Origin of the sequence: Streptomyces sp. SudanB52_2052 (assembly GCF_964272415.1) — a bacterium.
In the GTDB taxonomy this organism is placed as follows: Bacteria; Actinomycetota; Actinomycetes; order Streptomycetales; family Streptomycetaceae; genus Streptomyces; species Streptomyces olindensis.
The window spans coordinates 7,138,238-7,161,109 of sequence record NZ_OZ186796.1 but is presented as its reverse complement, the minus strand read 5'-3'; the positions used below and the strand labels follow the sequence as shown (position 1 = coordinate 7,161,109).

General features: G+C 68.2%; 20 protein-coding genes and 3 rRNA genes. 6 read left to right on the top strand and 17 right to left on the bottom strand.

Translation table 11 applies throughout. The features are described 5' to 3' along the window. Positions 1-276 carry a hypothetical protein gene (locus tag ACSUPV_RS32100; RefSeq protein WP_037769960.1) on the bottom strand — a complete coding sequence of 92 codons (276 nt, stop codon included), beginning with the start codon at positions 274-276 and terminating at the stop codon, positions 1-3. A 42-nt stretch (positions 277-318) separates the two neighbouring features. On the opposite strand from ACSUPV_RS32100, the gene ACSUPV_RS32095 reads away from it, so the two are divergent. Further along, positions 319-666 (top strand): SCP2 sterol-binding domain-containing protein, encoded by a 348-nt coding sequence (locus tag ACSUPV_RS32095; RefSeq protein WP_031121109.1) that lies wholly within the window; start codon positions 319-321, stop codon positions 664-666. 119 nt (positions 667-785) lie between these two features. Here ACSUPV_RS32095 and ACSUPV_RS32090 read toward each other — a convergent pair whose 3' ends face one another. From ACSUPV_RS32090 to ACSUPV_RS32075, 4 genes are all read right to left on the bottom strand, one after another. After that, complete coding sequence (locus ACSUPV_RS32090; RefSeq protein WP_436949045.1) at positions 786-1,715, bottom strand: ABC transporter ATP-binding protein; 930 nt, start codon at positions 1,713-1,715, stop codon at positions 786-788. Beyond that, positions 1,712-2,752 carry a FecCD family ABC transporter permease gene (locus ACSUPV_RS32085; protein ID WP_436949044.1) on the bottom strand — a complete coding sequence of 347 codons (1,041 nt, stop codon included), beginning with the start codon at positions 2,750-2,752 and terminating at the stop codon, positions 1,712-1,714. Before ACSUPV_RS32085 ends, ACSUPV_RS32090 begins: the two co-directional genes overlap by 4 nt. Further along, a complete protein-coding gene (locus tag ACSUPV_RS32080) occupies positions 2,749-3,792 on the bottom strand; it encodes a FecCD family ABC transporter permease (RefSeq protein ID WP_031121106.1) in 1,044 nt (347 codons plus the stop codon). Before ACSUPV_RS32080 ends, ACSUPV_RS32085 begins: the two co-directional genes overlap by 4 nt. A 106-nt stretch (positions 3,793-3,898) precedes the next feature. After that, a complete protein-coding gene (locus tag ACSUPV_RS32075) occupies positions 3,899-4,930 on the bottom strand; it encodes an HAD hydrolase-like protein (RefSeq protein WP_436949043.1) in 1,032 nt (343 codons plus the stop codon). Between the two features lie 72 nt (positions 4,931-5,002). Here ACSUPV_RS32075 and ACSUPV_RS32070 point away from each other — a divergent pair, with 72 nt between their 5' ends. Continuing rightward, positions 5,003-6,295: a DUF1015 domain-containing protein gene (locus ACSUPV_RS32070; RefSeq protein ID WP_037769954.1), complete on the top strand. Its 1,293-nt coding sequence runs from the start codon at positions 5,003-5,005 to the stop codon at positions 6,293-6,295. A gap of 76 nt (positions 6,296-6,371) precedes the next feature. On the opposite strand, the gene ACSUPV_RS32065 is transcribed toward ACSUPV_RS32070, so the two are convergent. From ACSUPV_RS32065 to ACSUPV_RS32040, 6 genes are all read right to left on the bottom strand, one after another. Next, on the bottom strand, positions 6,372-7,115 hold the full coding sequence (locus ACSUPV_RS32065; RefSeq protein ID WP_037770018.1) for a tetratricopeptide repeat protein: 744 nt from the start codon (positions 7,113-7,115) through the stop codon (positions 6,372-6,374). Next, a complete protein-coding gene (locus ACSUPV_RS32060) occupies positions 7,067-7,870 on the bottom strand; it encodes a hypothetical protein (RefSeq protein ID WP_436950003.1) in 804 nt (267 codons plus the stop codon). Before ACSUPV_RS32060 ends, ACSUPV_RS32065 begins: the two co-directional genes overlap by 49 nt. A 429-nt stretch (positions 7,871-8,299) precedes the next feature. Further along, a 5S ribosomal RNA gene (gene rrf / locus ACSUPV_RS32055) occupies positions 8,300-8,416 on the bottom strand. A 105-nt stretch (positions 8,417-8,521) separates the two neighbouring features. Further along, positions 8,522-11,643: ribosomal RNA gene (locus tag ACSUPV_RS32050) — 23S ribosomal RNA — on the bottom strand. Positions 11,644-11,953: 310 nt separating this feature from the next. Further along, positions 11,954-13,478, bottom strand: a 16S ribosomal RNA gene (locus tag ACSUPV_RS32045). The 16S, 23S and 5S rRNA genes sit together here, the layout of an rRNA operon. Before the next feature lie 527 nt (positions 13,479-14,005). Further along, entirely contained in the window at positions 14,006-14,647 is a 642-nt protein-coding gene (locus tag ACSUPV_RS32040) for a DNA-3-methyladenine glycosylase (protein ID WP_031118974.1), read from the bottom strand. A gap of 145 nt (positions 14,648-14,792) precedes the next feature. Here ACSUPV_RS32040 and ACSUPV_RS32035 point away from each other — a divergent pair, with 145 nt between their 5' ends. From ACSUPV_RS32035 to ACSUPV_RS32025, 3 genes are all read left to right on the top strand, one after another. After that, positions 14,793-15,575 carry a sporulation protein gene (locus ACSUPV_RS32035; RefSeq protein ID WP_031118973.1) on the top strand — a complete coding sequence of 261 codons (783 nt, stop codon included), beginning with the start codon at positions 14,793-14,795 and terminating at the stop codon, positions 15,573-15,575. A gap of 51 nt (positions 15,576-15,626) precedes the next feature. Further along, on the top strand, positions 15,627-16,166 hold the full coding sequence (locus tag ACSUPV_RS32030; RefSeq protein ID WP_031118972.1) for a YbhB/YbcL family Raf kinase inhibitor-like protein: 540 nt from the start codon (positions 15,627-15,629) through the stop codon (positions 16,164-16,166). Between the two features lie 211 nt (positions 16,167-16,377). Beyond that, positions 16,378-16,884, top strand: coding sequence for an HNH endonuclease (locus ACSUPV_RS32025; RefSeq protein WP_031118971.1), 507 nt, complete (start codon positions 16,378-16,380; stop codon positions 16,882-16,884). A gap of 58 nt (positions 16,885-16,942) precedes the next feature. Here ACSUPV_RS32025 and ACSUPV_RS32020 read toward each other — a convergent pair whose 3' ends face one another. The 3 genes from ACSUPV_RS32020 to ACSUPV_RS32010 all read right to left on the bottom strand — a co-directional run bounded on the left by ACSUPV_RS32020 (position 16,943) and on the right by ACSUPV_RS32010 (position 19,358). Then, the gene (locus ACSUPV_RS32020; RefSeq protein ID WP_031118970.1) at positions 16,943-17,902 is read right to left on the bottom strand and encodes an SPFH domain-containing protein; all 960 of its coding nucleotides are present in this window, start codon (positions 17,900-17,902) and stop codon (positions 16,943-16,945) included. Positions 17,903-18,033: 131 nt separating this feature from the next. Continuing rightward, entirely contained in the window at positions 18,034-18,465 is a 432-nt protein-coding gene (locus ACSUPV_RS32015; RefSeq protein WP_037770316.1) for an NfeD family protein, read from the bottom strand. 95 nt (positions 18,466-18,560) lie between these two features. Continuing rightward, positions 18,561-19,358, bottom strand: a complete 798-nt coding sequence (locus tag ACSUPV_RS32010; protein ID WP_031118968.1) for an ABC transporter ATP-binding protein — start codon at positions 19,356-19,358, stop codon at positions 18,561-18,563. 161 nt (positions 19,359-19,519) lie between these two features. Between ACSUPV_RS32010 and ACSUPV_RS32005 the strand changes: the two genes are divergently transcribed. Next, positions 19,520-20,308: a hypothetical protein gene (locus ACSUPV_RS32005; protein WP_078651154.1), complete on the top strand. Its 789-nt coding sequence runs from the start codon at positions 19,520-19,522 to the stop codon at positions 20,306-20,308. A gap of 203 nt (positions 20,309-20,511) precedes the next feature. Here the strand turns inward: ACSUPV_RS32005 and ACSUPV_RS32000 are convergent, their stop codons facing one another. The 3 genes from ACSUPV_RS32000 to ACSUPV_RS31990 form a co-directional block, all read right to left on the bottom strand. After that, entirely contained in the window at positions 20,512-20,754 is a 243-nt protein-coding gene (locus ACSUPV_RS32000) for a chaplin (RefSeq protein ID WP_031118966.1), read from the bottom strand. Positions 20,755-20,908: 154 nt separating this feature from the next. Next, positions 20,909-21,550 carry a response regulator gene (locus ACSUPV_RS31995; RefSeq protein WP_031118965.1) on the bottom strand — a complete coding sequence of 214 codons (642 nt, stop codon included), beginning with the start codon at positions 21,548-21,550 and terminating at the stop codon, positions 20,909-20,911. Then, a complete protein-coding gene (locus ACSUPV_RS31990) occupies positions 21,543-22,721 on the bottom strand; it encodes a GAF domain-containing sensor histidine kinase (protein WP_436949042.1) in 1,179 nt (392 codons plus the stop codon). Before ACSUPV_RS31990 ends, ACSUPV_RS31995 begins: the two co-directional genes overlap by 8 nt. Between the last annotated feature and the right edge of the window lie 151 nt (positions 22,722-22,872).

The window sequence follows — 22,872 nt, the reverse complement described above, 5'->3', positions numbered from 1 at the left end:
TCAGCTCCTAGGTCCGTGCTGCGACGGGGGCGCCGGAGGTCCCGGGCGGGCGTCGAGCGCGGTGAGCGCGTCGCGCAGCCCCCGGTGTACATCCTCGTACACCTCGAGGTGTCCGTCCGTGGCGAGGTGGTCCGCGTCACCGAGCCGGTCCAGGGCCGCGTCCACGTCGGCGTCGCCGGTGGGGGCGCGGGGCACGTTCAGGGGTGCGGGGGCGGCGGGGTCGTACGCGGGTTCTTCCTCCGCCACCGCCGGGGTCTCGGGAACTGCGTCGTCCATGCCCCGACGCTACCGCGAACCGCTGCGGTACCGTCGAGCGCGATGGCCACGATCGAGGAGTGCCGCAGCGCACTCGACAAGCTCTCGGACAACATGCAGCGCGCCGAGGGGGACGCCCGCGAGGCCGCGGCCCTGGACCGCTCGGTGAGCTGCCACATCACGGACCTGGACGTCACCTTCGTCGGCCGTATGCGGGGCGGGCGGATCGAGGTGCAGGACACGGTGCAGGGGCCGCCGCCCGGCAAGGCCGAGATCAGACTGGCCATGACCGGTGACGACCTCGTGGCCCTGGTCGACGGCGAGCTGAACTTCGCCACGGCCTGGGGCTCGGGCCGCGTGAAACTCCACGCGGGCCTGCGGGACCTGCTCCGCCTCAGGAAGCTCCTGTAGCGCCCGGCGTCAGGAAGCACCCGGTAGCGCCCGGCCTCAGAGGCGCCCGTGGCACCCGTGGCGCCCGGCCCCAGAAGCCCCCGTGACGCTCCCCTCAGGAGCTTCCGTGACGCTCCCCCTCAGGACGCTTCCGTCGCGGCGACCTTCTCCGCGCCCGCCCCGGACTCCGGCCCTGCCGCGTCCTTGATCCGTGCCTTCCGCGCCGCCGGCACGATCAGCGGCGTGCCCGTCTCCGGGTCGTCGATGACCTGGCAGCGCAGCCCGAAGACCTCCTCGACCAGCTCGGCCGTGACGATGTCGTTCGGGGCGCCCTGGGCGATGACACTGCCCTCGCGCAGGGCGATGAGGTGGGTGGCGTAGCGGGCGGCGTGGTTCAGGTCGTGCAGCACCGCGACGAGCGTGCGCCCCTGCTCCTCGTGCAGCTCCGCGCACAGGTCGAGCACGTCGATCTGGTGCTGGATGTCCAGGTACGTCGTCGGCTCGTCGAGCAGCAGCAGCGGGGTCTGCTGAGCGAGCGCCATGGCGATCCACACGCGCTGGCGCTGGCCGCCCGACAGCTCGTCGACGTAGCGGTCGGCGAGCTCGGCGACTCCGGTCTGCCGCATGGACTCCTGGACGACGCGCTCGTCCTCGGTGGACCACTGGCGCAGGATGCCCTGGTGCGGGTAGCGGCCCCGGCCGACGAGGTCGGCGACGGTGATGCCGTCGGGCGCGATGGACGACTGGGGCAGCAGGCCGAGGGTGCGCGCGACCTTCTTCGCGGGCATCGACTGGATGACCTGCCCGTCGAGCAGCACCCGGCCCTCGCTCGGCTTGAGCATCCGCGACAGCGCCCGCAGCAGCGTCGACTTGCCGCACGCGTTGGGGCCGACGATCACGGTGAAGGAGTTTTCGGGTATCTCCACCGACAGCTGCTCGGCGATGACCCGCTGGTCGTAGGCGAGGGTGACGTTCTCGGCGGACAGACGGTTCACGGTGCTCCTTTGGTTGTTCAGCCCGCTGTTGATGCTGCGCTCGGCGGTCGTGCCCACGCCGGTGCCGGTGCTCATATCCGGCCCGCCCTGCGTTCGGTGACCAGCAGCCACAGCAGGTAGACACCGCCGAGCACACCGGTGACCACGCCCACGGGCAGCTGTTCGGCGCCGAACGCCCGCTGCGAGGCCCAGTCGGCGGTGACCAGCAGGGCGGCGCCCATGCACAGGGACGGCAGCAGGTTCGGGCCGGGCGAGCGGGTCAGGCGCCGGGCGAGCTGCGGCGCGGTGAGCGCGACGAAGCTGACGGGCCCGGCCGCGGCCGTCGCCGACGCGGTGAGCAGCACGGCCGCCACCATCAGCAGCAGCCGGACGCGCTCCACCCGCACGCCGAGGGCGTACGACACGTCGTCGCCCATCTCCATCAGCCGCAGCCCGCGCGCGTTGACGAGGACCAGCGGCACGAGCACGGCGCACAGCCCGAGCAGCGGCCAGACCTGGGCCCAGTCACGGCCGTCGAGGGAGCCGGTCATCCACACGACCGCGCGGGCCGCGTCCACCAGGTCGGACTTGGTGAGCAGATAGCCGTTGACCGCTGTGACGATCGCGGAGACGCCGATGCCGACCAGCACCAGCCGGTAGCCGTGCACGCCCCGCTTCCAGGCGAGGACGTAGATGGCGAGCCCGGTCACCAGGCCGCCCACGAGCGCGCCGACAGCCACCTGGTTCGCGCTTCCGGAGAACAGCACGATCACCGTGAGCGCGCCGGCCGCCGCGCCCTGGCCGAGGCCGAGCACGTCCGGACTGCCCAGCGGATTGCGGGAGATGGACTGGAACAGGGCACCGCCGAGTCCGAGCGAGGCGCCGACCAGCAGCCCGACCAGGACCCGCGGCAGCCGCAGTTCGTTGACGATGAACTCCTGGCCCGCGTTGCCGTCGCCGACGAGCGTCCTGAGCACGTCGGCGGCCGGGATCGGGAAGTCGCCGGTGCCGATGAGCACGACACTCGCCGTGAGCGCCGCGCCCAGGAGCAGGAGCACGACGGTGAGGGCCCGTACGTCCAGGCGTACGGAGAGCCCGCCCGGTGTCCGCAGAGCACGGTTGGTGGTCTTCACAGCTGTGCCGTCCTCCGCCGTCGTACGAGAAAGATGAACACCGGTCCGCCGAGGATCGCGGTGACGATGCCCACCTGGAGTTCCGAGGGCCGGGCCACGATCCGGCCGAGGACGTCGGCGCCGAGCAGCAGCACGGGCGAGAGGATCGCCGCGTACGGCAGGATCCAGCGCAGGTCGGGCCCGGTGAAGGAACGCACGACGTGCGGCACCATCAGCCCGACGAACACGATCGGCCCGCAGGCGGCGGTCGCGGCCCCGCAGAGCACGGTCGCGGCCAGCATGGACAGCGCCCGCGTCCGGTTGAGGTTGGCGCCGAGCGCCTTGGCGGTGTCGTCGCCCATGGCCATGGCGTTGAGCGGCCGGGCGAGGGCCAGCGCGAGGACCATGCCGGCCAGCAGGAACGGCAGGACCTGCGTGATGACCGAGTCGGTCGCCGCGGACAGCGAACCGATCGTCCAGAAGCGCATCTTGCCGAGCGCCGCGTCGTCCATGATCATCACGGCCTGGAGGTAGCCGTAGAGCGCGGCGCTGATGGCCGTACCGGCGAGCGCGAGCCGTACCGGAGTCGCGCCCCGGCTGCCACCGAGGAACCAGACGAGCGCCCCGACCGCGGCCGCGCCGAAGAACGCGAACCAGACGTAGCCGCTGAGCGAGGTGATCCCGAGGAACGTGATGGCCGTGACGACCGCGGCGGACGCGCCCGCGTTGATGCCGAGCAGTCCGGGATCGGCCAACGGGTTGCGGGTGAGGGCCTGCAGGACCGCCCCGGCCAGGCCGAGCGCGGCACCGGCGAGCAGCCCGAGCACGGTCCGCGACAGCCGCTCCGCGACGACGACATCGCCGTACGTCCCCGAATCCTCGAACAAGCCGTGCCAGACCTGCCCGAGGGACAGCTCTTTCGCTCCGATCGCGATACTCGCCAGCGCGACGAGCACCAGGATCGCGACGGACAGGAGCAGCCCGAAGGCCCGTACCGCCCGTCGGGTCGGGGGCGCGGGGGCGGTCTCCGCGCGCTGTTCAGGGGGACTCTCGACCAACACGCAGTTAGGTTAGCCTACCCTCGCATTGGATCACGATGTCGGATCCCGGCCGCTCCGCGGGCACCTCGTACCAGCGTGCCCGCCAACCACCGCTCCCAACCGGCCGTCAGAACCCCAGTCGGGCCAGCGCCTTGGCCCCGTCCAGCTCGCACCCGCCGTCACCGGCGGCCGTCCAGGCCACCGCGCACAAGGCGCGCAGCCCGTCCAGCGCTTCGCCGTCGCCGTCGAGCTGCAGGCGGTCCGTGCCGGCCGTCGCCGTCCAGCCTCCGCACCAAAACCCGCCGTCGCCCGCCGCGACCACGTCCGGCTGGCCGCCGAGCAGCCCGCGCAGATCGGCGTCCACGTACGTCGGCCGGTGCCGCGGCGGCGCGGCCAGCAGCTGCGCGCCGTCGGTCACGCCGGTCAGGACGAGCAGCGAGTCGACGTCGCCGTTGAACGCGCCCTCGATGTCCGTGTCCAGCCGGTCCCCCACCACCAGCGGCCGCTGGGCCCCGGTCCGCAGGATGGTCTCGCGGTGCATCGGCGGCAGCGGCTTGCCGGCGACCTGCGGCTCGGCGCCCGTGGCGATCCGGACGACCTCGACCGCCGCGCCGTTGCCCGGCGCGATGCCACGCCCGCTCGGAATCGTCAGATCGGTGTTGGACGCGAACCAGGGCACACCGCGCGCGACGGCGTAGCAGGCCTCGGCGAAACGGCCCCAGGGCAGCTCGGGTCCGCCGTAGCCCTGCACCACCGCCGCCGGATCGTCGTCCGCCGACTCGACGGGCACCAGCCCGCGCTCGCGCAGGGCCACCCGCAGCCCCTCCCCGCCGACCACCAGCACCCGGGCGCCCTGCGGCACCTGCTCACTGATCAGCCGCGCGACCGCCTGCGCCGAGGTGATGACGTCGTCCGCGCCCGTGGGTATCCCCAGCTCGGTCAGATGCTCGGCCACCGTGTCCGGAGTGCGCAGCGCGTTGTTGGTGACGTACGCCAGCCGCATGCCGCCGGCCCGGGCCGCCGCCAGCGACTCGACCGCGTGCGCGATCGCGCTCCCGCCCGCGTAGACCACACCGTCCAGATCGAGCAGCGCCGTGTCATACGCCTCGCTCAGGGCCTGCCCACTGCCCTCGGGCCTCGTCCTGACGCTCCGGCTCATCCCGCATCGCTCCTCGTTCGACGGCTTTCCCCCGATCATCCCCCATGCCACTGACACCCGTACGATGCCGGGATGAACACAGCAGGTCACTCGGCGGCAACGGCGCACCGAGGCCTGGAACTCACCCCGTTCCGAGGCCTTCGTTACGACCCCGACCGGGTCGGCAGCCTTGCCGCCGTCACATCCCCGCCGTACGACGTCGTGGTCCGCCCCGACGGCCTGCACCACCTGGAGTCCTCCGACCCGTACAACATCGTCCGCCTGATCCTCCCCCAGGCCGCCACACCCAGCGCCCGCAACGAACAGGCCGCCGTCACCCTGCGCCGCTGGCTCTCCGAGGGCGTCCTGACCACCGACCCCGAACCCGGCCTCTACGTCTACGAGCAGCGCGACGGCGACGGGATGCTGCAACGCGGCATCATCGGCGCGCTGCGCGTGTCGGACCCGGACGAGCAGGTGGTCCTGCCGCACGAGGACGTCATGCCGCACGTCGTCGCCGACCGGGCCGACCTCATGCGGGCCACCTCCGCGAACCTCGAACCGCTGCTGCTGACCTACCGCGGCGACGACTCGGCGACCGCCACCGCGAACCTGATCGAGCGCACCGCCGACCGGCCTCCCCTCCTCGCCACCACCACGGAGGACGGCTTCAGCCACCGCCTGTGGTCGGTCACCGCCCCCGCCGACGTCGCCACGATCCAGACGGACCTGGCCCGTCACCAGGCCCTCATCGCCGACGGCCACCACCGCTGGGCGACCTACCGCCGCCTCCGCACGGAACACCCCTCCCCCAGCCCCTGGGACCACGGCCTGGTCCTGCTGGTCGACACGGCCCGCTACCCCCTCCGGGTCCGCGCCATCCACCGCCTCCTGCACGGCCTGCCGGTCGACGCCGCCGTGGCCGCTCTGGACGGCCGCTTCCGCGTCCGCCGCCTCGACGTCCCGCTGCCGGAGGCCCTGGAGGCGCTGGCGGACGCGGCCTGCGCGGGCAACGCGTTCCTGCTGGCCGGCGACGGTTCCTTCCACCTCGTCGACCACCCGGATCCGGACCTCCTGGCCCGCACGGTCCCCGCCGACCGCCCCGCCGCGTGGCGCACTCTCGACGCGACGGTCCTGCACGCCACGCTCCTCGACCACGTCTGGCGGATCCCCGAGGACTCCCCCGCCCACATCGCCTACATCCACGACACGGCCGCCACGGTCGCGAAGGCGGAACGCGACGGCGGTACGGCGGTCCTGATGCACCCGGTCCGCGAGGAGGTCGTCCGCGACCTGGCCCGGCAGGGCGTGACGATGCCGCGCAAGTCCACGTCGTTCGGCCCGAAGCCGGCGTCGGGCCTGGTACTGCGCGCCCTGGACCTCTGAAGCCCGAACAGGGCGCCTGACACGTGAAGGGGGGCGGGTCCCGGCCGGGACCCGCCCCCCTTCACGTCACCCGACGTCAGTCCTTCTCCTCCGCCTCATCCGACCCCTCAGAGGCAGCGTCTTCGCCCTCCTCGTCGTCATCGGCGAGGGCGTCGACGAACTCCACGCCGTCCAGCTCGGCGAGCCGGTCCGATGCATCCGTGCTGCCGTCCCGGTCGGCCTCGACGGCCTTCGCGAACCACTCCCGGGCCTCGCTCTCCCGCCCGGCGGCCAGCAGCGCGTCGGCGTAGGCGTACCGCAGGCGCGCGGTCCAGGGCTGCACGGAGTTGGCGGCCAGCTCCGGGCTCTGCAGCGTCACGATGGCCGCGTCCAGCTGCCCCATGTCCCGCCGCGCGCCGGCCGCGACGAGCCGCATCTCGACCTGCCCGGCCTTGTCGAGCTTGTGCACCTCGGGTGCCCCGGCCATGTCGAGCGCCTTCTCCGGCCGCCCGAGCCCGCGCTCACAGTCGGCCATGACGGGCCACAGGTCGATGTTCCCGGTCATCCGCTTGGCGGCCCGGAACTCGGCCAGCGCCTCGCCGTACTTCTGGTTGGCGTACGCGGCGAACCCGGCGGCCTCGCGGACGGCGGCGACGCGTGAGGCCAGCCGCAGCGCGATCCTGGAGTAGGCGTAGGCGCCCTCGGGGTCCTCGTCGAGGAGCCGCGCGACCATCACCAGGTTCCTGGCGACGTCGTCCGCGAGCGTCTTGGGCAGGCTCTGCAGTTCCTGCCTCACGTCCTTGTCGATCTCGTCGCCCGTGACGTCCTCGGGGATCGGCAGCCGCTTGATCGGCTCCCTGTCCCGCTCGCGCTCCTCACGGAATCGCCCGGCACCGCGCCTGTCGTCACGGCCCCGGAAGCCCCCGGGCCGCCCGCCGCGGTCATCGCGCCGGGGCCCGCGCCCGCCGCGGTCGTCCCGGCCTCGGAAGCCGCCGCGGTCGCCGCGGTCGCCGCGCTCGCCGCGGTTGTCGTCGCGCCGGAACTCGCTGCGATCGCTTCGAGGGCCGTCATCGCGGCGGTAGCCGGTACGCCCGCCCCGACCGCTGTCGTCGCGCCGGAAGCCGCCGCGGTCCCCACGATCGTCCGCGCGGCGCTCGTCGCGCCCACGGAAGCCGCCGCGGTCGTCACGACGGTCGTCACGGCGATCATCACGCCGGTCGTCACGCCGGAATCCACCACGGTCCCCGCGATCGTCGCCACGGAAGCCACGGTCACGGTCATCGCCACGGAAGCCACGGCCGCGGTCGTCACCGCGGAAGCCACGGTCACGGTTGTCGCGGCGCTCGCCACGGTCGTCGCGGCGGGGGAATCCACCGCGGTCGCCCTCGCGCCTGTCGTCACGGCGGTCATCGCGCCTGTCGTCCCGACGGTCGTCCCGTCGGAAACCACCGCGCGGTCCACGGTCGTCTCCCCGGCGGACATCGCCGCGGCGGTCGTCGCGCCGGCCGTAGCCACCGCCGCGGTTGTCGTCACGGCGGTTGTCGTCACGCCGGAAGCCGCCACGGTCATCACGGCGATCGTCACGGCGATCGTCACGGCGGTCGTCACGGCGCTCTCCGCGGTCGTCGCGCCGGAAGGTGGGACGGTCGCCACGGTCGTCGCGGCGGAACCCGCCCCGGTCGCGGTCGTCTCGGCGGGGCCCGCGGTCGCGGTCGTCGCGCCGGCCGTACCCGCCACCACGGTTGTCGTCACGCCGGAAGCCACCGCGGTCGCCACGGTCGTCGCGGCGGAAGCCGCCACGGTCTCCACGGTCCCCGCGCTGTCCGCCGCGGTCGCTCCGGGCCCCCTCCCGTCGCCGCTGGTCGCGCTCCGGTCGGTCGTCGGGAGAGTTGGTGGACATGGTGACTCCTGTCTTCGGTACCGCAAGTCATTCTCGCGCAGTCGGGTGCCCAGCGCGCAGTGCAAAAACAAAAAGGACCCCTGGTCCCAGCTGAACGCTGGTGACCAGGGGTCCTTCCAAAGATTGTTCGGCGGCGTCCTACTCTCCCACAGGGTCCCCCCTGCAGTACCATCGGCGCTGTAAGGCTTAGCTTCCGGGTTCGGAATGTAACCGGGCGTTTCCCCTACGCTATAACCACCGAAACCCTAATGGTTTCGAGCGAACAAGCACACTCTTCAATTGTTTGTTCTGCTCAAAGCCGACAACTGTTCGTTGTCTCAGAACTAACACAGTGGACGCGAGCAACTGAGGACAAGCCCTCGGCCTATTAGTACCGGTCAACTCCACACGTTACCGTGCTTCCATATCCGGCCTATCAACCCAGTCGTCTACTGGGAGCCTTACCCCATCAAGTGGGTGGGAGTCCTCATCTCGAAGCAGGCTTCCCGCTTAGATGCTTTCAGCGGTTATCCCTCCCGAACGTAGCCAACCAGCCATGCCCTTGGCAGAACAACTGGCACACCAGAGGTTCGTCCGTCCCGGTCCTCTCGTACTAGGGACAGCCCTTCTCAAGACTCCTACGCGCACAGCGGATAGGGACCGAACTGTCTCACGACGTTCTAAACCCAGCTCGCGTACCGCTTTAATGGGCGAACAGCCCAACCCTTGGGACCGACTCCAGCCCCAGGATGCGACGAGCCGACATCGAGGTGCCAAACCATCCCGTCGATATGGACTCTTGGGGAAGATCAGCCTGTTATCCCCGGGGTACCTTTTATCCGTTGAGCGACGGCGCTTCCACAAGCCACCGCCGGATCACTAGTCCCGACTTTCGTCCCTGCTCGACCCGTCGGTCTCACAGTCAAGCTCCCTTGTGCACTTACACTCAACACCTGATTGCCAACCAGGCTGAGGGAACCTTTGGGCGCCTCCGTTACCCTTTAGGAGGCAACCGCCCCAGTTAAACTACCCATCAGACACTGTCCCTGATCCGGATCACGGACCCAGGTTAGACATCCAGCACGACCAGACTGGTATTTCAACGACGACTCCACACTAACTGGCGTTAGCGCTTCACAGTCTCCCAGCTATCCTACACAAGCCGAACCGAACACCAATATCAAACTGTAGTAAAGGTCCCGGGGTCTTTCCGTCCTGCTGCGCGAAACGAGCATCTTTACTCGTAGTGCAATTTCACCGGGCCTATGGTTGAGACAGTCGAGAAGTCGTTACGCCATTCGTGCAGGTCGGAACTTACCCGACAAGGAATTTCGCTACCTTAGGATGGTTATAGTTACCACCGCCGTTTACTGGCGCTTAAGTTCTCAGCTTCGCCCTGACGAATCAGAGCTAACCGGTCCCCTTAACGTTCCAGCACCGGGCAGGCGTCAGTCCGTATACATCGCCTTACGGCTTCGCACGGACCTGTGTTTTTAGTAAACAGTCGCTTCTCGCTGGTCTCTGCGGCCACCCCCAGCTCTGGCAGCAAGTGCCGTCACCGGATGTGGCCCCCCTTCTCCCGAAGTTACGGGGGCATTTTGCCGAGTTCCTTAACCATAGTTCACCCGAACGCCTCGGTATTCTCTACCTGACCACCTGAGTCGGTTTAGGGTACGGGCCGCCATGAAACTCGCTAGAGGCTTTTCTCGACAGCATAGGATCATCCACTTCACCACAATCGGCTCGGCATCAGGTCTCAGCCTTAATGAACGGCGGATTTACCTACCGTCCGGCCTACACCCTTACCCCGGGACAACCACCGCCCGGGCTGGACTACCTTCCTGCGTCACCCCATCACTCACCTACTACCACCTTGGTTCAGCGGCTCCACCACTCCCCTTTGCCCGAAGGCTCCGGGGCGGCTTCACGGCCTTAGCATTAGCGGGCTCGATGTTTGACGCTTCACAGCGGGTACCGGAATATCAACCGGTTATCCATCGACTACGCCTGTCGGCCTCGCCTTAGGTCCCGACTTACCCTGGGCAGATCAGCTTGACCCAGGAACCCTTAGTCAATCGGCGCACACGTTTCTCACGTGTGAATCGCTACTCATGCCTGCATTCTCACTCGTCAACCGTCCACAACTCGCTTACGCGGCTGCTTCACCCGGCAGACGACGCTCCCCTACCCATCACGATCCCCGTTGGGGGTATATATCGCAATGACACGACTTCGGCGGTACGCTTGAGCCCCGCTACATTGTCGGCGCGGAATCACTAGACCAGTGAGCTATTACGCACTCTTTCAAGGGTGGCTGCTTCTAAGCCAACCTCCTGGTTGTCTCTGCGACTCCACATCCTTTCCCACTTAGCGTACGCTTAGGGGCCTTAGTCGATGCTCTGGGCTGTTTCCCTCTCGACCATGGAGCTTATCCCCCACAGTCTCACTGCCGCGCTCTCACTTACCGGCATTCGGAGTTTGGCTAAGGTCAGTAACCCGGTAGGGCCCATCGCCTATCCAGTGCTCTACCTCCGGCAAGAAACACACGACGCTGCACCTAAATGCATTTCGGGGAGAACCAGCTATCACGGAGTTTGATTGGCCTTTCACCCCTAACCACAGGTCATCCCCCAGGTTTTCAACCCTGGTGGGTTCGGTCCTCCACGAAGTCTTACCTCCGCTTCAACCTGCCCATGGCTAGATCACTCCGCTTCGGGTCTTGAGCGTGCTACTCAGACGCCCTATTCGGACTCGCTTTCGCTACGGCTTCCCCACACGGGTTAACCTCGCAACACACCGCAAACTCGCAGGCTCATTCTTCAAAAGGCACGCAGTCACGAGAACAAGGCAAGCCTTGCTCCGACGCTCCCACGGCTTGTAGGCACACGGTTTCAGGTACTATTTCACTCCCCTCCCGGGGTACTTTTCACCATTCCCTCACGGTACTATCCGCTATCGGTCACCAGGGAATATTTAGGCTTAGCGGGTGGTCCCGCCAGATTCACACGGGATTTCTCGGGCCCCGTGCTACTTGGGTGTCTCTCAAACGAGCCGCTGACGTTTCGACTACGGGGGTCTTACCCTCTACGCCGGACCTTTCGCATGTCCTTCGCCTACATCAACGGTTTCTGACTCGTCTCATGGCCGGCAGACCATGAAAGAGAGATCCCACAACCCCGTATACGCAACCCCTGCCGGGTCTCACACGCATACGGTTTGGCCTCATCCAGTTTCGCTCGCCACTACTCCCGGAATCACGGTTGTTTTCTCTTCCTGCGGGTACTGAGATGTTTCACTTCCCCGCGTTCCCTCCACACTGCCTATGTGTTCAGCAGCGGGTGACAGCCCATGACGACTGCCGGGTTTCCCCATTCGGACACCCCCGGATCAAAGCTCGGTTGACAGCTCCCCGGGGCCTATCGCGGCCTCCCACGTCCTTCATCGGTTCCTGGTGCCAAGGCATCCACCGTGCGCCCTTAAAAACTTGGCCACAGATGCTCGCGTCCACTGTGCAGTTCTCAAACAACGACCAGCCACCCATCACCCCGAACCCTTACGGTCCGAGTGCACTGGGGCCGGCGCCGAGGAAAGTTCATTCCCTCAGACACCCAACAGCGTGCCCGACACCCTCGCCCCTCGTGATCTGCGTTCCACGCTCCGAAGAGCAGTACTAGCAGCCCGAGTTGGCTGAAGATGCCGAGTAGTCAACGTTCCACCCATGAGCAACCAGCATCAGACGTTCGCTGATGTACTGGCCTCTGACCTCACCCCGAAGGGGATCGGTAAGAAGTGCTCCTTAGAAAGGAGGTGATCCAGCCGCACCTTCCGGTACGGCTACCTTGTTACGACTTCGTCCCAATCGCCAGTCCCACCTTCGACAGCTCCCTCCCACAAGGGGTTGGGCCACCGGCTTCGGGTGTTACCGACTTTCGTGACGTGACGGGCGGTGTGTACAAGGCCCGGGAACGTATTCACCGCAGCAATGCTGATCTGCGATTACTAGCGACTCCGACTTCATGGGGTCGAGTTGCAGACCCCAATCCGAACTGAGACCGGCTTTTTGAGATTCGCTCCACCTCGCGGTATCGCAGCTCATTGTACCGGCCATTGTAGCACGTGTGCAGCCCAAGACATAAGGGGCATGATGACTTGACGTCGTCCCCACCTTCCTCCGAGTTGACCCCGGCGGTCTCCCGTGAGTCCCCAGCACCACAAGGGCCTGCTGGCAACACGGGACAAGGGTTGCGCTCGTTGCGGGACTTAACCCAACATCTCACGACACGAGCTGACGACAGCCATGCACCACCTGTACACCGACCACAAGGGGGACCCTGTCTCCAGGGTTTTCCGGTGTATGTCAAGCCTTGGTAAGGTTCTTCGCGTTGCGTCGAATTAAGCCACATGCTCCGCCGCTTGTGCGGGCCCCCGTCAATTCCTTTGAGTTTTAGCCTTGCGGCCGTACTCCCCAGGCGGGGCACTTAATGCGTTAGCTGCGGCACGGACAACGTGGAATGTTGCCCACACCTAGTGCCCACCGTTTACGGCGTGGACTACCAGGGTATCTAATCCTGTTCGCTCCCCACGCTTTCGCTCCTCAGCGTCAGTATCGGCCCAGAGATCCGCCTTCGCCACCGGTGTTCCTCCTGATATCTGCGCATTTCACCGCTACACCAGGAATTCCGATCTCCCCTACCGAACTCTAGCCTGCCCGTATCGACTGCAGACCCGGGGTTAAGCCCCGGGCTTTCACAACCGACGCGACAAGCCGCCTACGAGCTCTTTACGCCCAATAATTCCGGACAACGCTCGCGCCCTACGTATTACCGCGGCTGCTGGCACGTAGTTAGCCGGCGCTTCTTCTGCAGGTACCGTCACTTTCGCTTCTTCCCTGCTGAAAGAGGTTTACAACCCGAAGGCCGTCATCCCTCACGCGGCGTCGCTGCATCAGGCTTGCGCCCATTGTGCAATATTCCCCACTGCTGCCTCCCGTAGGAGTCTGGGCCGTGTCTCAGTCCCAGTGTGGCCGGTCGCCCTCTCAGGCCGGCTACCCGTCGTCGCCTTGGTGAGCCGTTACCTCACCAACAAGCTGATAGGCCGCGGGCTCATCCTGCACCGCCGGAGCTTTACACCATCAAGGATGCCCAAGATGGTCATATCCGGTATTAGACCCCGTTTCCAGGGCTTGTCCCAGAGTGCAGGGCAGATTGCCCACGTGTTACTCACCCGTTCGCCACTAATCCCCACCGAAGTGGTTCATCGTTCGACTTGCATGTGTTAAGCACGCCGCCAGCGTTCGTCCTGAGCCAGGATCAAACTCTCCGTGAATGTGTACCGGTAATCCGGTGCAACACCACGAGAGCGGAACAGTCAGGCGGAATAAGCCCGACCGTTCACAGCGTCCTCGCTGTGTTTTTTCAAAGGAACCTCGACCATCGGTTGTCCGATGGACGGGGTATCAACATATCTGGCGTTGACTTTTGGCACGCTGTTGAGTTCTCAAGGAACGGTCGCTTCCTTTGTACTCACCCTCTCGGGCTTTCCTCCGGGCGCTTCCCTTCGGTCTTGCGTTTCCGACTCTATCAGATCCTTTTCTCGATCCGATTCCCTGTCGGCGGGATTTGCCGTCCGGCCCGGGCTTTCGCTCGTCGGCCTTTCGACATTCACTACGTTAGCCGATTCCCCGTCCAACTCATAATCGAGTCCGTCGGCGTCGAATTCAGGCATGCGCGCACGCCGAATTCGCCCCTGCTGAGGGGAGTCGCTAGGTAGTGGTTTGGCCGCTTCCGGCTGCTGGCGATTGCCGTACCCGGTTCAAGCGGCTCGGGCTACATTACGCACCTTGCCTGGACGCGTCAACTTCGGCGGCGCCTCGGGACATGGGCCCGATAGGGGCTGACCGTCGGGTCGTTGGCGATCCAGAAGCGCCAGGGGTGCACGGCTCCTTCGCCGGCCACACCGGTGCGGGGGCCATTGAGTACCTGGTCGGAGGGCACGGGCGTGCCGGTCAGCATGCGGAGGGGGGTCTCCTGCGAGGTGCACGCGTCCGTGCCGTCCAGGGAGCGGTCCACGTCCAGGGCCGTGGCCAGACGGGCCGGGCCTTTGGCCAGTTCCTTGTCGTTGCGGGCCGAGAGTCGACGGGTGCGGGCGAGTTCGGCGCCCTCGATGATCTCGCCGGCGCGGAGCAGGACCGCGCTCGCCTTTCCCTCGGGGCCGCACACCAGGTTCATGCAGAACCACATGCCGTAGGTGAAGTAGACGTAGACGTGCCCGGGCGGACCGAACATCACCTCGTTGCGGGCCGTGCGGCCGCGATAGGCGTGGGAGCCGGGGTCGGCGGTGCCGTCGTAGGCCTCGACCTCTGTCAGGCGGAGGGCGATCGGACCGTCCGGGGTGGTGCGGACCAGGATGCGGCCGAGGAGGTCGGGGGCGACATCGAGGACGGGCCGGTCGAAGAACTCCCTGGGCAGGGGCGTACGGTCGGGGGTCGCGATCATGCCGTCCGAGGGTACTGGAGACGGGTGGCACGGTGGGGTGGCCGAAGGGCGCAGGCCTTGCCAGGGTGAGGGCATGGAACCGGCCACGGCCGGATCGCGTTTGTAGGGATCAAGGATCCACCCGTAGTGGGCGAGAGGGAGAGTCATGGCGTTCAAGAAGCTGCTCGCGAGCCTGGGGGCCGGCGGGGCTTCCGTCGAGACGGTGCTGCACGAGGTCAACGTCGTGCCGGGCGGTGTCGTCCAGGGTGAGGTGCGGATCCAGGGCGGGTCCGTGAACCAGCAGATCGAGGGGCTCTCGGTCGGGCTGCAGGCCAAGGTCGAGGTGGAGAGCGGCGACCAGGAGTACAAGCAGGACATCGAGTTCACGAAGTCGCGGCTGGGCGGCGCGTTCGAGCTCCAGGCGAACGCGGTGCACGCGGTGCAGTTCGGCCTGGAGATTCCCTGGGAGACGCCGATCACGATGATCGACGGGCAGGCGTTGCGCGGCATGAACATCGGGGTGTCCACGGAGCTGGAGATCGCTCGGGCCGTGGACTCCGGTGACCTGGACCCCGTCAACGTGCACCCGCTGCCGGCGCAGAAGGCGATCCTGGACGCGTTCATCCAGCTGGGCTTCCGGTTCAAGAACGCGGACATGGAGCGCGGGGTCATCCGGGGTACGCGGCAGAAGCTGCCGTTCTACCAGGAGATCGAGTTCCACCCGCCGCAGCAGTACCGGGGGCTGAACCAGGTCGAGCTGAGCTTCGTGGCCGACCAGCACGCCATGGACGTGGTGCTGGAGATGGACAAGAAGCCGGGCCTGTTCAGCGAGGGCAGCGACACCTTCCGGTCGTTCCAGGTGGGTCTCAACGACTACCAGGGGACCGACTGGGTCGCCTACCTGAACCAGTGGCTGTCCGAGGTCGGCAGCAAGCGCAACTGGTTCTAGGAAGGCCCTAGGCTCGGGTGGGACTGCAAGAACCGACCAGGAGGTACCGAGGTGACCGAGCTCAAGCGGCGGCCGCTCCCCCACGACTTCCATCCGCCCGTGCCGTCGTTCACGGTCGAGAGCAAGGACGTCCGGGAAGGGGCGACGCTCAAGGACGCTCAGGTCTACGCGGCCGGCAACACCTCACCGCACCTGCGGTGGGAGGGCTTCCCGCCGGAGACCAAGAGCTTCGCCGTGACGTGCTACGACCCTGACGCCCCGACGGGCAGCGGGTTCTGGCACTGGGTGCTGTTCGACATCCCGGCGTCGGTGACCGAGCTGCCGGTGGGTGCGGGCAGCGGCGCGTTCGAGGGGCTGCCCGAGGGCGCGATCCACGCTCGTAACGACTACGGCAGCAGGGACTTCGGCGGGGCCGCGCCGCCGCCCGGCGACGGGTCACACCGGTATGTGTTCACGGTGTACGCCGTGGACCAGGAGAAGCTGGGTCCGGACGCGGACGCCAGTCCGGCTTTCGTCGGATTCAACCTGCGTTTCCACACCATCGCGCGGGCCCAGCTGATCGGTGAGTACGAGGTGCCCGCCGAAGGCTGAGCAAGCCGTCCTGACGATCCCAGCGTTCACGGAACGTTTGCCCGCTCCTGGTCTTGGAATTGATCAGGAGCGGGCATTTTTGTTGCCGGGGGTCGCGGGGGTCACCCCCCGTGGGAGCAGCAGATATTGCGTTGTCCATCTCGGCGTGCCCGGCCAGAGTTGATCCCAGCCCGCCAGGGGGTGGGCCGGTGCACACGGGAGGTGGGCTGGTATGCGGGACACGCTGGTACTCAACGCGAGCTTCGAGCCGCTGTCGACGGTGACGCTGAACCGAGCCGTCGTTCTGGTGCTTCAGGACAAGGCCGTCGTCGAGCAGGCCCACCCCGAACTGCGGATGCGGGGAGCCGCGGTCGACATACCGGCGCCCCGTGTGATCAGGCTCTGCCAGTACGTACGGGTGCCGTTCCGAAGACGAGCTCCGTGGTCGAGGCGGGGTGTGCTGGTCAGGGACCGGCACAGGTGCGCGTACTGCGGGAGGCGGGCGACAACCGTCGACCACGTGGTGCCGCGGTCGCAGGGTGGGCAGGACACGTGGCTGAACACGGTGGCCTCGTGCGCTCAGGACAATCACCGGAAGGCCAATCGGACTCCGGAGGAGGCGGGGATGCCGCTGCTCCGGGAGCCGTTCGAGCCGACTCCGGCGGACGCGATGCTGCTGGCGCTCGGGCAGGAGGACTTCGCCGCGCTGCCGGACTGGCTGGCGCTGGACGCGGCCTAGCGGACGTGTGAAGGGGCCCGCTTCTCCGGGAAGCGGGCCCCTTTTCGTATGGGTCGCGTCAGTCGATGGACGGCTTCTCGCGGCGTTCCTGGGCGGGGACCTGGGCTCCGGTCGCGCCGCCGTTGCCGCCGGAACCGCCGCCGATGCCGCCGAAGTTGCCCATCGCTCCGGACAGGCCCTTGAGGGCGTCGCCGATTTCGCTGGGGACGATCCAGAGCTTGTTGGCGTCGCCCTCGGCGATCTTGGGGAGCATCTGGAGGTACTGGTAGGAGAGGAGCTTCTGGTCCGGGTCGCCGGCGTGGATGGCCTCGAAGACCGTGCGGACGGCCTGGGCCTCGCCCTCGGCGCGCAGGGCGGCGGCCTTGGCCTCACCTTCGGCGCGCAGGATCTGGGACTGCTTCTCACCCTCGGCGCGCAGGATCTCGGACTGCCGGACACCTTCGGCCTGGAGGATCGCGGCGCGCTTGTCGCGGTCGGCGCGCATCTGCTTCTCCATCGAGTCCTGGATGGAGGTGGGCGGCTCGATGGCCTTCAGCTCGACGCGGTTGACGCGGATGCCCCATTTGCCGGTGGCCTCGTCGAGGACGCCGCGCAGGGCCGCGTTGATCTCCTCGCGGGAGGTCAGGGTCCGCTCCAGGTCCATGCCGCCGATGATGTTGCGGAGGGTGGTGACGGTGAGCTGCTCGATCGCCTGGATGTAGCTGGCGACTTCGTAGGTCGCGGCCCGGGCGTCGGTCACCTGGTAGTAGATGACGGTGTCGATGTTGACGACCAGGTTGTCCTGGGTGATCACCGGCTGCGGCGGGAACGGGACGACCTGTTCGCGCAGGTCGATGCGGTTGCGGATGGTGTCGATGAACGGGACGACGATGTTGAGGCCCGCGTTCAGGGTCCGGGTGTAGCGGCCGAACCGCTCCACGATGGCCGCGCTGGCCTGTGGGATGACTTGGATCGTCTTGATCAGGGCGATGAAGACCAACACCACCAGAATGATCAGGACGATGATGACCGGTTCCATCGTCGTTCCCCGTACCCTTCTCCGCCTCGGCGCCTTCGGCAGATCTTATGGTTGTTGAAGATCTTGCTGGTCGAGTCTGACAGACCGTCGCGTACCTCGCGAGGAGTTCTCACCAGTTACGTCGTGCGAGGTCACATGACGATCGCAGTCGCTCCCTCGATGTCCACGACATCCACTTCCTGGCCTACTTCGTAGGCGCGGTCGGTGGCGAGGGCGCGGGCCGACCAGACCTCTCCGGCCAGCTTGATCCGGCCTCCGGAGGCGTCGACGCGTTCCAGGACGACGGCTTGTCTGCCCTTCAGCGCGTCCACGCCGGTGGCGAGTTGGGGTCGTTGGGCGCGATGTCGGTTCGCGATGGGGCGTACGACCGCGATGCCCGCGGTCGAGACGACGGCGAAGACGACGACCTGGGCGACGGCCCCGCCGCCGAAGACGCCGGTGGCCACCGCCGCGGCGATGGCGCCCACCGCGAGCATGCCGAGTTCGGGCATCGCGGTGACCACGAGCGCGATGCCGAGCGCTGCCGCGCCGATCAGCCACCACAGCCATGCGTCGATTTCCACATGGTCATGGTAGGTCCGCGGACCCTGTCGCGGACAGGGCGCCCTGCGTGTGAAATGCCGTTCTTACCCTGGGATTTGTGGGGCGCGAGGGCCGGTCAGGACAGCGGGAGGCCCTGCGCGGTCCAGCGGTCGCCCACCTGTTCGACGACGAGGGGGAGGCCGAAGCAGAGCGAGAGGTTGCGGGAGGTGAGTTCGAGCTCCAGGGGGCCGGCGGCGAGGACCTTGCCCTGGCGGATCATGAGGACGTGGGTGAAGCCCGGGGGGATCTCCTCGACGTGATGGGTGACCATGAGCATCGAGGGGGCGATGGGGTCGCGGGCGAGCCGGCCGAGGCGGCGGACGAGGTCCTCACGGCCGCCGAGGTCGAGGCCGGCGGCGGGCTCGTCGAGGAGCAGCAGCTCGGGGTCGGTCATCAGGGCGCGGGCGATGAGGGTGCGCTTGCGCTCGCCCTCGGAGAGCGTGCCGAACTTGCGCTCCAGGTACTCGCTCATGCCGAGGCGGTCGAGGAAGGCGCGGGCGCGCTGCTCGTCGATCTCCTCGTAGTCCTCGTGCCAGGTGGCGGTCATGCCGTACGCGGCGGTCAGGACCGTCTCCAGGACCGTCTGGCGCTTGGGGAGCTTCTCGGTCATGGCGATGCCGGCCATGCCGATGCGCGGACGCAGCTCGAAGACGTCGGTGCCGGGCCTGCCGAGGGTCTCGCCGAGGATGGCGGCGGTGCCCGAGCTGGGGAAGAGGTAGGTGGAAGCGAGGTTGAGGAGGGTGGTCTTGCCCGCGCCGTTCGGGCCGAGGATGACCCAGCGCTCGCCCTCCTTGACCGACCAGGAGACCTGGTCCACCAGAGCCCGGCCCTCGCGGACCACGGATACGTCCTGAAGCTCCAGAACATCGCTCATGAGCGCGTTGTCTCCCCTTGCAGTGTGGCCGGTCTCGGCTGTCGCGTACGCCTGTGGCTCGGTCCGCCGCGCCGGTGGGCGCAGCCCTCCATGAAATCTACGCCACCGGTCGGCCGGGACATTCCCTCGGTCCGGTCCTTGGAGGGTCCTAGGGTGGGAGCATGCTCACGGAACCGCGCGCTGGACGTCTCGCAGCTTGGGGAAATGCCCTTTTGGCCGGACTTGTCTCGCCGGATGACGCCGTGCTCGCCATCGTGGGCGAGGACGCGGTGCACCGGGTGGAGGGGCTGCCCGGGGAGTCGGCGCCCGTCGGGCTCACGTTGGCGCTGGGGCGGCTGCGGGCGCTCGGGGTGACCGGGTTGCGGGTGGCGCTGCCCGCGCCGGGGCATCCGCTGGGGCTGAGCGGGCCGCCGGAGTTCAACGCGCGGGCGCTGGACGCCGAGGAGGCGGTGGTCTGTTACGGGGCCGCGTTCGGGCTGGTGCCGGAGGTGCACGAGGCCGGGCCCGAGGGTGATGTGCACGTCGAGGTCGTGTGGCATGTGCTGCCGGTGCGGGAGGCGCCGCCTGCGGATGTGCCATCGCTGGGTGAGGCGGAGCGGGAGCTCGCGGAGGCCCTGCGGGAGGCGACCGAGGTGCTGACGCGGCTGGATGTCGCCGGGTCGGGGCCGGTGGCGGAGGCGGCGATCGACGCGTACCGGGCGCGGGCCGAGCGGGGGCGGGAGGTGCTGGCGCCGGGGTATCCGCCGCGGGCGGTGCGGGTGCTGGAGCTGGCGCAGCGGGTGGGGACGCTGATCGGGGTGGCCACGGAGAGTGGGCACGGGGGTGCGGTGAGTTCGGCTGAGATCTTCGCTCGGCGGGAGGCGTTGCGGCCGGTGGAGCGGACGGCTCGGCGGGCGCAGGTCGCGGCGTACAACTCCGTTGTGGAGGAGCGGGAGCGGGGGGTGCGGTGAGTGTCGGTTTCTCGTAGCCGGCGTTGCCGCGAGGTACCTGGGGGCTTCGCCCCCAGATCCCCGTCGGCCTGAACGGCCTCGTCCTCAAGCGCCGGACGCTGGATCACACTCACCGGCGCTGCACAGCACTCAAGGCCTGACCGGCCTCCCAGGCGTGCCCGGGAGGCCGGTGTCACCTCCGGCTCGGGGGCGGAGGTGGGGTGTCAGTGGTTGACGGCGGAGTTGCCGAAGGCGGGGTTCAGGATGCCCACGACGTTCACGCTGTTGCCGGAGACGTTGACCGGGACGTGCACCGGGGCCTGGACGACGTTGCCCGAGCCGACACCCGGGGAGCCCACGGCCTGGCCGTCGGCGTGCGCGCTGGTGGCGGAGGCCATGCCCGCGCCCGCGGCCAGCAGGCCACCGGTCACCATCGTCACGGCCGCTGCCTTCTTCAGGTTCTTCACTTCTGAGCCCTCCTTGCGATTGCCGCGGCAGGCGCCGCAGCACGCACTGGAGAACGGCGGAGATCCACCGAGGATGCGCCATGTGAGGGACGTTCCCACGACAGTATGAATCTCGGTCCGGAATGGAACCCTCCGCGTTGTCGTGGTGAGCGTGTCAGCCGGTCACGCCATGGCGTACGGCCCACAGCGCGGCCTGCGTTCGGTCGGCCAGGTCGAGTTTCATGAGGATGTTCGAGACGTGGGTCTTGACGGTCTTCTCGGAGAGGACGAGTGCGCGGGCGATCTCCCGGTTGGAGCGGCCGTCCGCTATCAGGCCGAGCACCTCGCGCTCCCGCTCGGTGAGTGAACCGCCCCTGCCGGGACCGGAGTTGGCTTCCTCCTGGGAGAGCAGGGCGCCCGCGACCTCCGGCTGGAGGAGGATGTGCCCGGCGTGGACCGAGCGGATGGCTCCGGCGAGGGCGTCGGGGTCGACGTCCTTGTAGACGTAGCCGGCGGCGCCCGCGCGCAGGGCGGGGACCACCGTGCGCTGCTCGGTGAAGCTGGTGACGACCAGCACCCGCGCTGGGTTGTCGAGTTCGCGGAGTCTGCGCAGGGCGTCGACGCCGTCCATGCCCGGCATCTTGACGTCCATGAGGATGACGTCGGGCCGCAACTCCTCGGCGCGGTCGACTCCTTCGGCACCGTCGGCCGCCTCGCCGACGACCTCGATGTCGTCCTGCACCTCGAGGAACGTGCGCAGGCCCCGGCGGACGACCTGGTGGTCGTCGACGAGCAGCACCTTGATCGCGTCAGCCACCGGGGACCTCCATCTCGATCGTGGTGCCCTTGCCGGGCACCGATTCCACGGTCAGCGTGCCTCCGGCCCCGCTGGCCCGGTCCCGCATCGAGACCAGGCCGAGGTGGCGCCCCGCGCGGCGGACCGCCTGCGGGTCGAAGCCGCTGCCGTCGTCCGTGACCCGCAGGACGGCTCCGCCGCCGCGGCGGTCCAGGGTCACGTCGACGTGGTCGGCGCCGGAATGCCGCAGGGCGTTGTGCAGGGCTTCCTGGGCGACGCGCAGGAGGGCCTCCTCCTGGGAGGCGGGCAGGGCCTTCACGCCGTGGCCGGAGAAGGTCACGCGGGCGCTGTGGGCGCGGTCGAGGACCTGTATCTGCGTGCGCAGAGTGGCGACCAGGCCGTCCTCGTCCAGGGCTGCGGGGCGCAACTCGACGACCGCCGCGCGAAGTTCGTCTGCGGCCTCGGCGGCGAGGGCCGCCACCTGCTGGAGTTCGCCCTTGGCGCGGGAGGGGTCGCGGTCCACCAGGCGGGCCGCCGCCTGGGCCGTCAGGCGGAGGGAGAAGAGCTTCTGGCTGACCGCGTCGTGCAGTTCGTGGGCCAGGCGGGAGCGCTCCTCGGCGATGGTCAGTTCGCGGCTGCGTTCGTACAGGCGGGCGTTGGTGAGGGCGATCGCGGCGTGCTGGGCGAGGATGCCGAGCAGTTCCTCGTCGTCCTGGGTGAAGCCGCAGCCGCCCTCGGGCTTCGGGCCCGGGGGGTGTGGGGGGTGTCCCCCCACAGGACGCAGCTTGTTGGCGAGGAACAGCGCGCCGATGACCTCGTCGCCGTCCCTGATCGGCAGGCCCAGGAAGTCGACCAGGTCCGGGTGGGCCTTGGGCCAGCCCTCGAAGCGGGGGTCCTTGCGGACGTCGGCGAGGCGCTCGGACCTGGCCTCGTGCAGCATCGCGGCGAGGATGCCGTGCTGGCGCGGCAGGGGGCCGATGGCCTTCCACTGCTCCTCGCTGACGCCGTCGACCACGAACTGGGCGAAGCCGCCGTGGTCGTCCGGGACGCCGAGCGCGGCGTACTGCGCGTCGAGCAGCTCGCGGGCCGAGGTGACGATCGTCTTGAGGACGTCGCGCACCTCGAGATGCCTGCTCATGGCCAGCAACGCGGAGCTCACCGCGGCGAGGCCGGACCGGGGACCGTGGCTCATGTCCTCACGGTACCGGCGGGCTGTGACAGCGCGGATCGGACCGGTGACGGTGGAGGCCCGGCCGGTGGACCTAGGTCGCGGGGCCGAGGCGGAGTCCCGGACCCCGCGTTCGCGGCGTGATCCGAATGACAGGCCCTAGGTCCAAGGGCGG

Excerpts from the sequence above, each read along its gene's own strand:
- ACSUPV_RS32100 (WP_037769960.1), bottom strand. The coding sequence starts at position 276 with ATGGACGACGCAGTTCCCGAGACCCCGGCGGTGGCGGAGGAAGAACCC.
- ACSUPV_RS32095 (WP_031121109.1), top strand. The coding sequence starts at position 319 with ATGGCCACGATCGAGGAGTGCCGCAGCGCACTCGACAAGCTCTCGGAC.
- ACSUPV_RS32090 (WP_436949045.1), bottom strand. The coding sequence starts at position 1,715 with ATGAGCACCGGCACCGGCGTGGGCACGACCGCCGAGCGCAGCATCAAC.
- ACSUPV_RS32075 (WP_436949043.1), bottom strand. The coding sequence starts at position 4,930 with ATGAGCCGGAGCGTCAGGACGAGGCCCGAGGGCAGTGGGCAGGCCCTG.
- ACSUPV_RS32070 (WP_037769954.1), top strand. The coding sequence starts at position 5,003 with ATGAACACAGCAGGTCACTCGGCGGCAACGGCGCACCGAGGCCTGGAA.
- ACSUPV_RS32040 (WP_031118974.1), bottom strand. The coding sequence starts at position 14,647 with ATGATCGCGACCCCCGACCGTACGCCCCTGCCCAGGGAGTTCTTCGAC.
- ACSUPV_RS32035 (WP_031118973.1), top strand. The coding sequence starts at position 14,793 with ATGGCGTTCAAGAAGCTGCTCGCGAGCCTGGGGGCCGGCGGGGCTTCC.
- ACSUPV_RS32025 (WP_031118971.1), top strand. The coding sequence starts at position 16,378 with ATGCGGGACACGCTGGTACTCAACGCGAGCTTCGAGCCGCTGTCGACG.
- ACSUPV_RS32020 (WP_031118970.1), bottom strand. The coding sequence starts at position 17,902 with ATGGAACCGGTCATCATCGTCCTGATCATTCTGGTGGTGTTGGTCTTC.
- ACSUPV_RS32010 (WP_031118968.1), bottom strand. The coding sequence starts at position 19,358 with ATGAGCGATGTTCTGGAGCTTCAGGACGTATCCGTGGTCCGCGAGGGC.
- ACSUPV_RS32005 (WP_078651154.1), top strand. The coding sequence starts at position 19,520 with ATGCTCACGGAACCGCGCGCTGGACGTCTCGCAGCTTGGGGAAATGCC.
- ACSUPV_RS31990 (WP_436949042.1), bottom strand. The coding sequence starts at position 22,721 with ATGAGCCACGGTCCCCGGTCCGGCCTCGCCGCGGTGAGCTCCGCGTTG.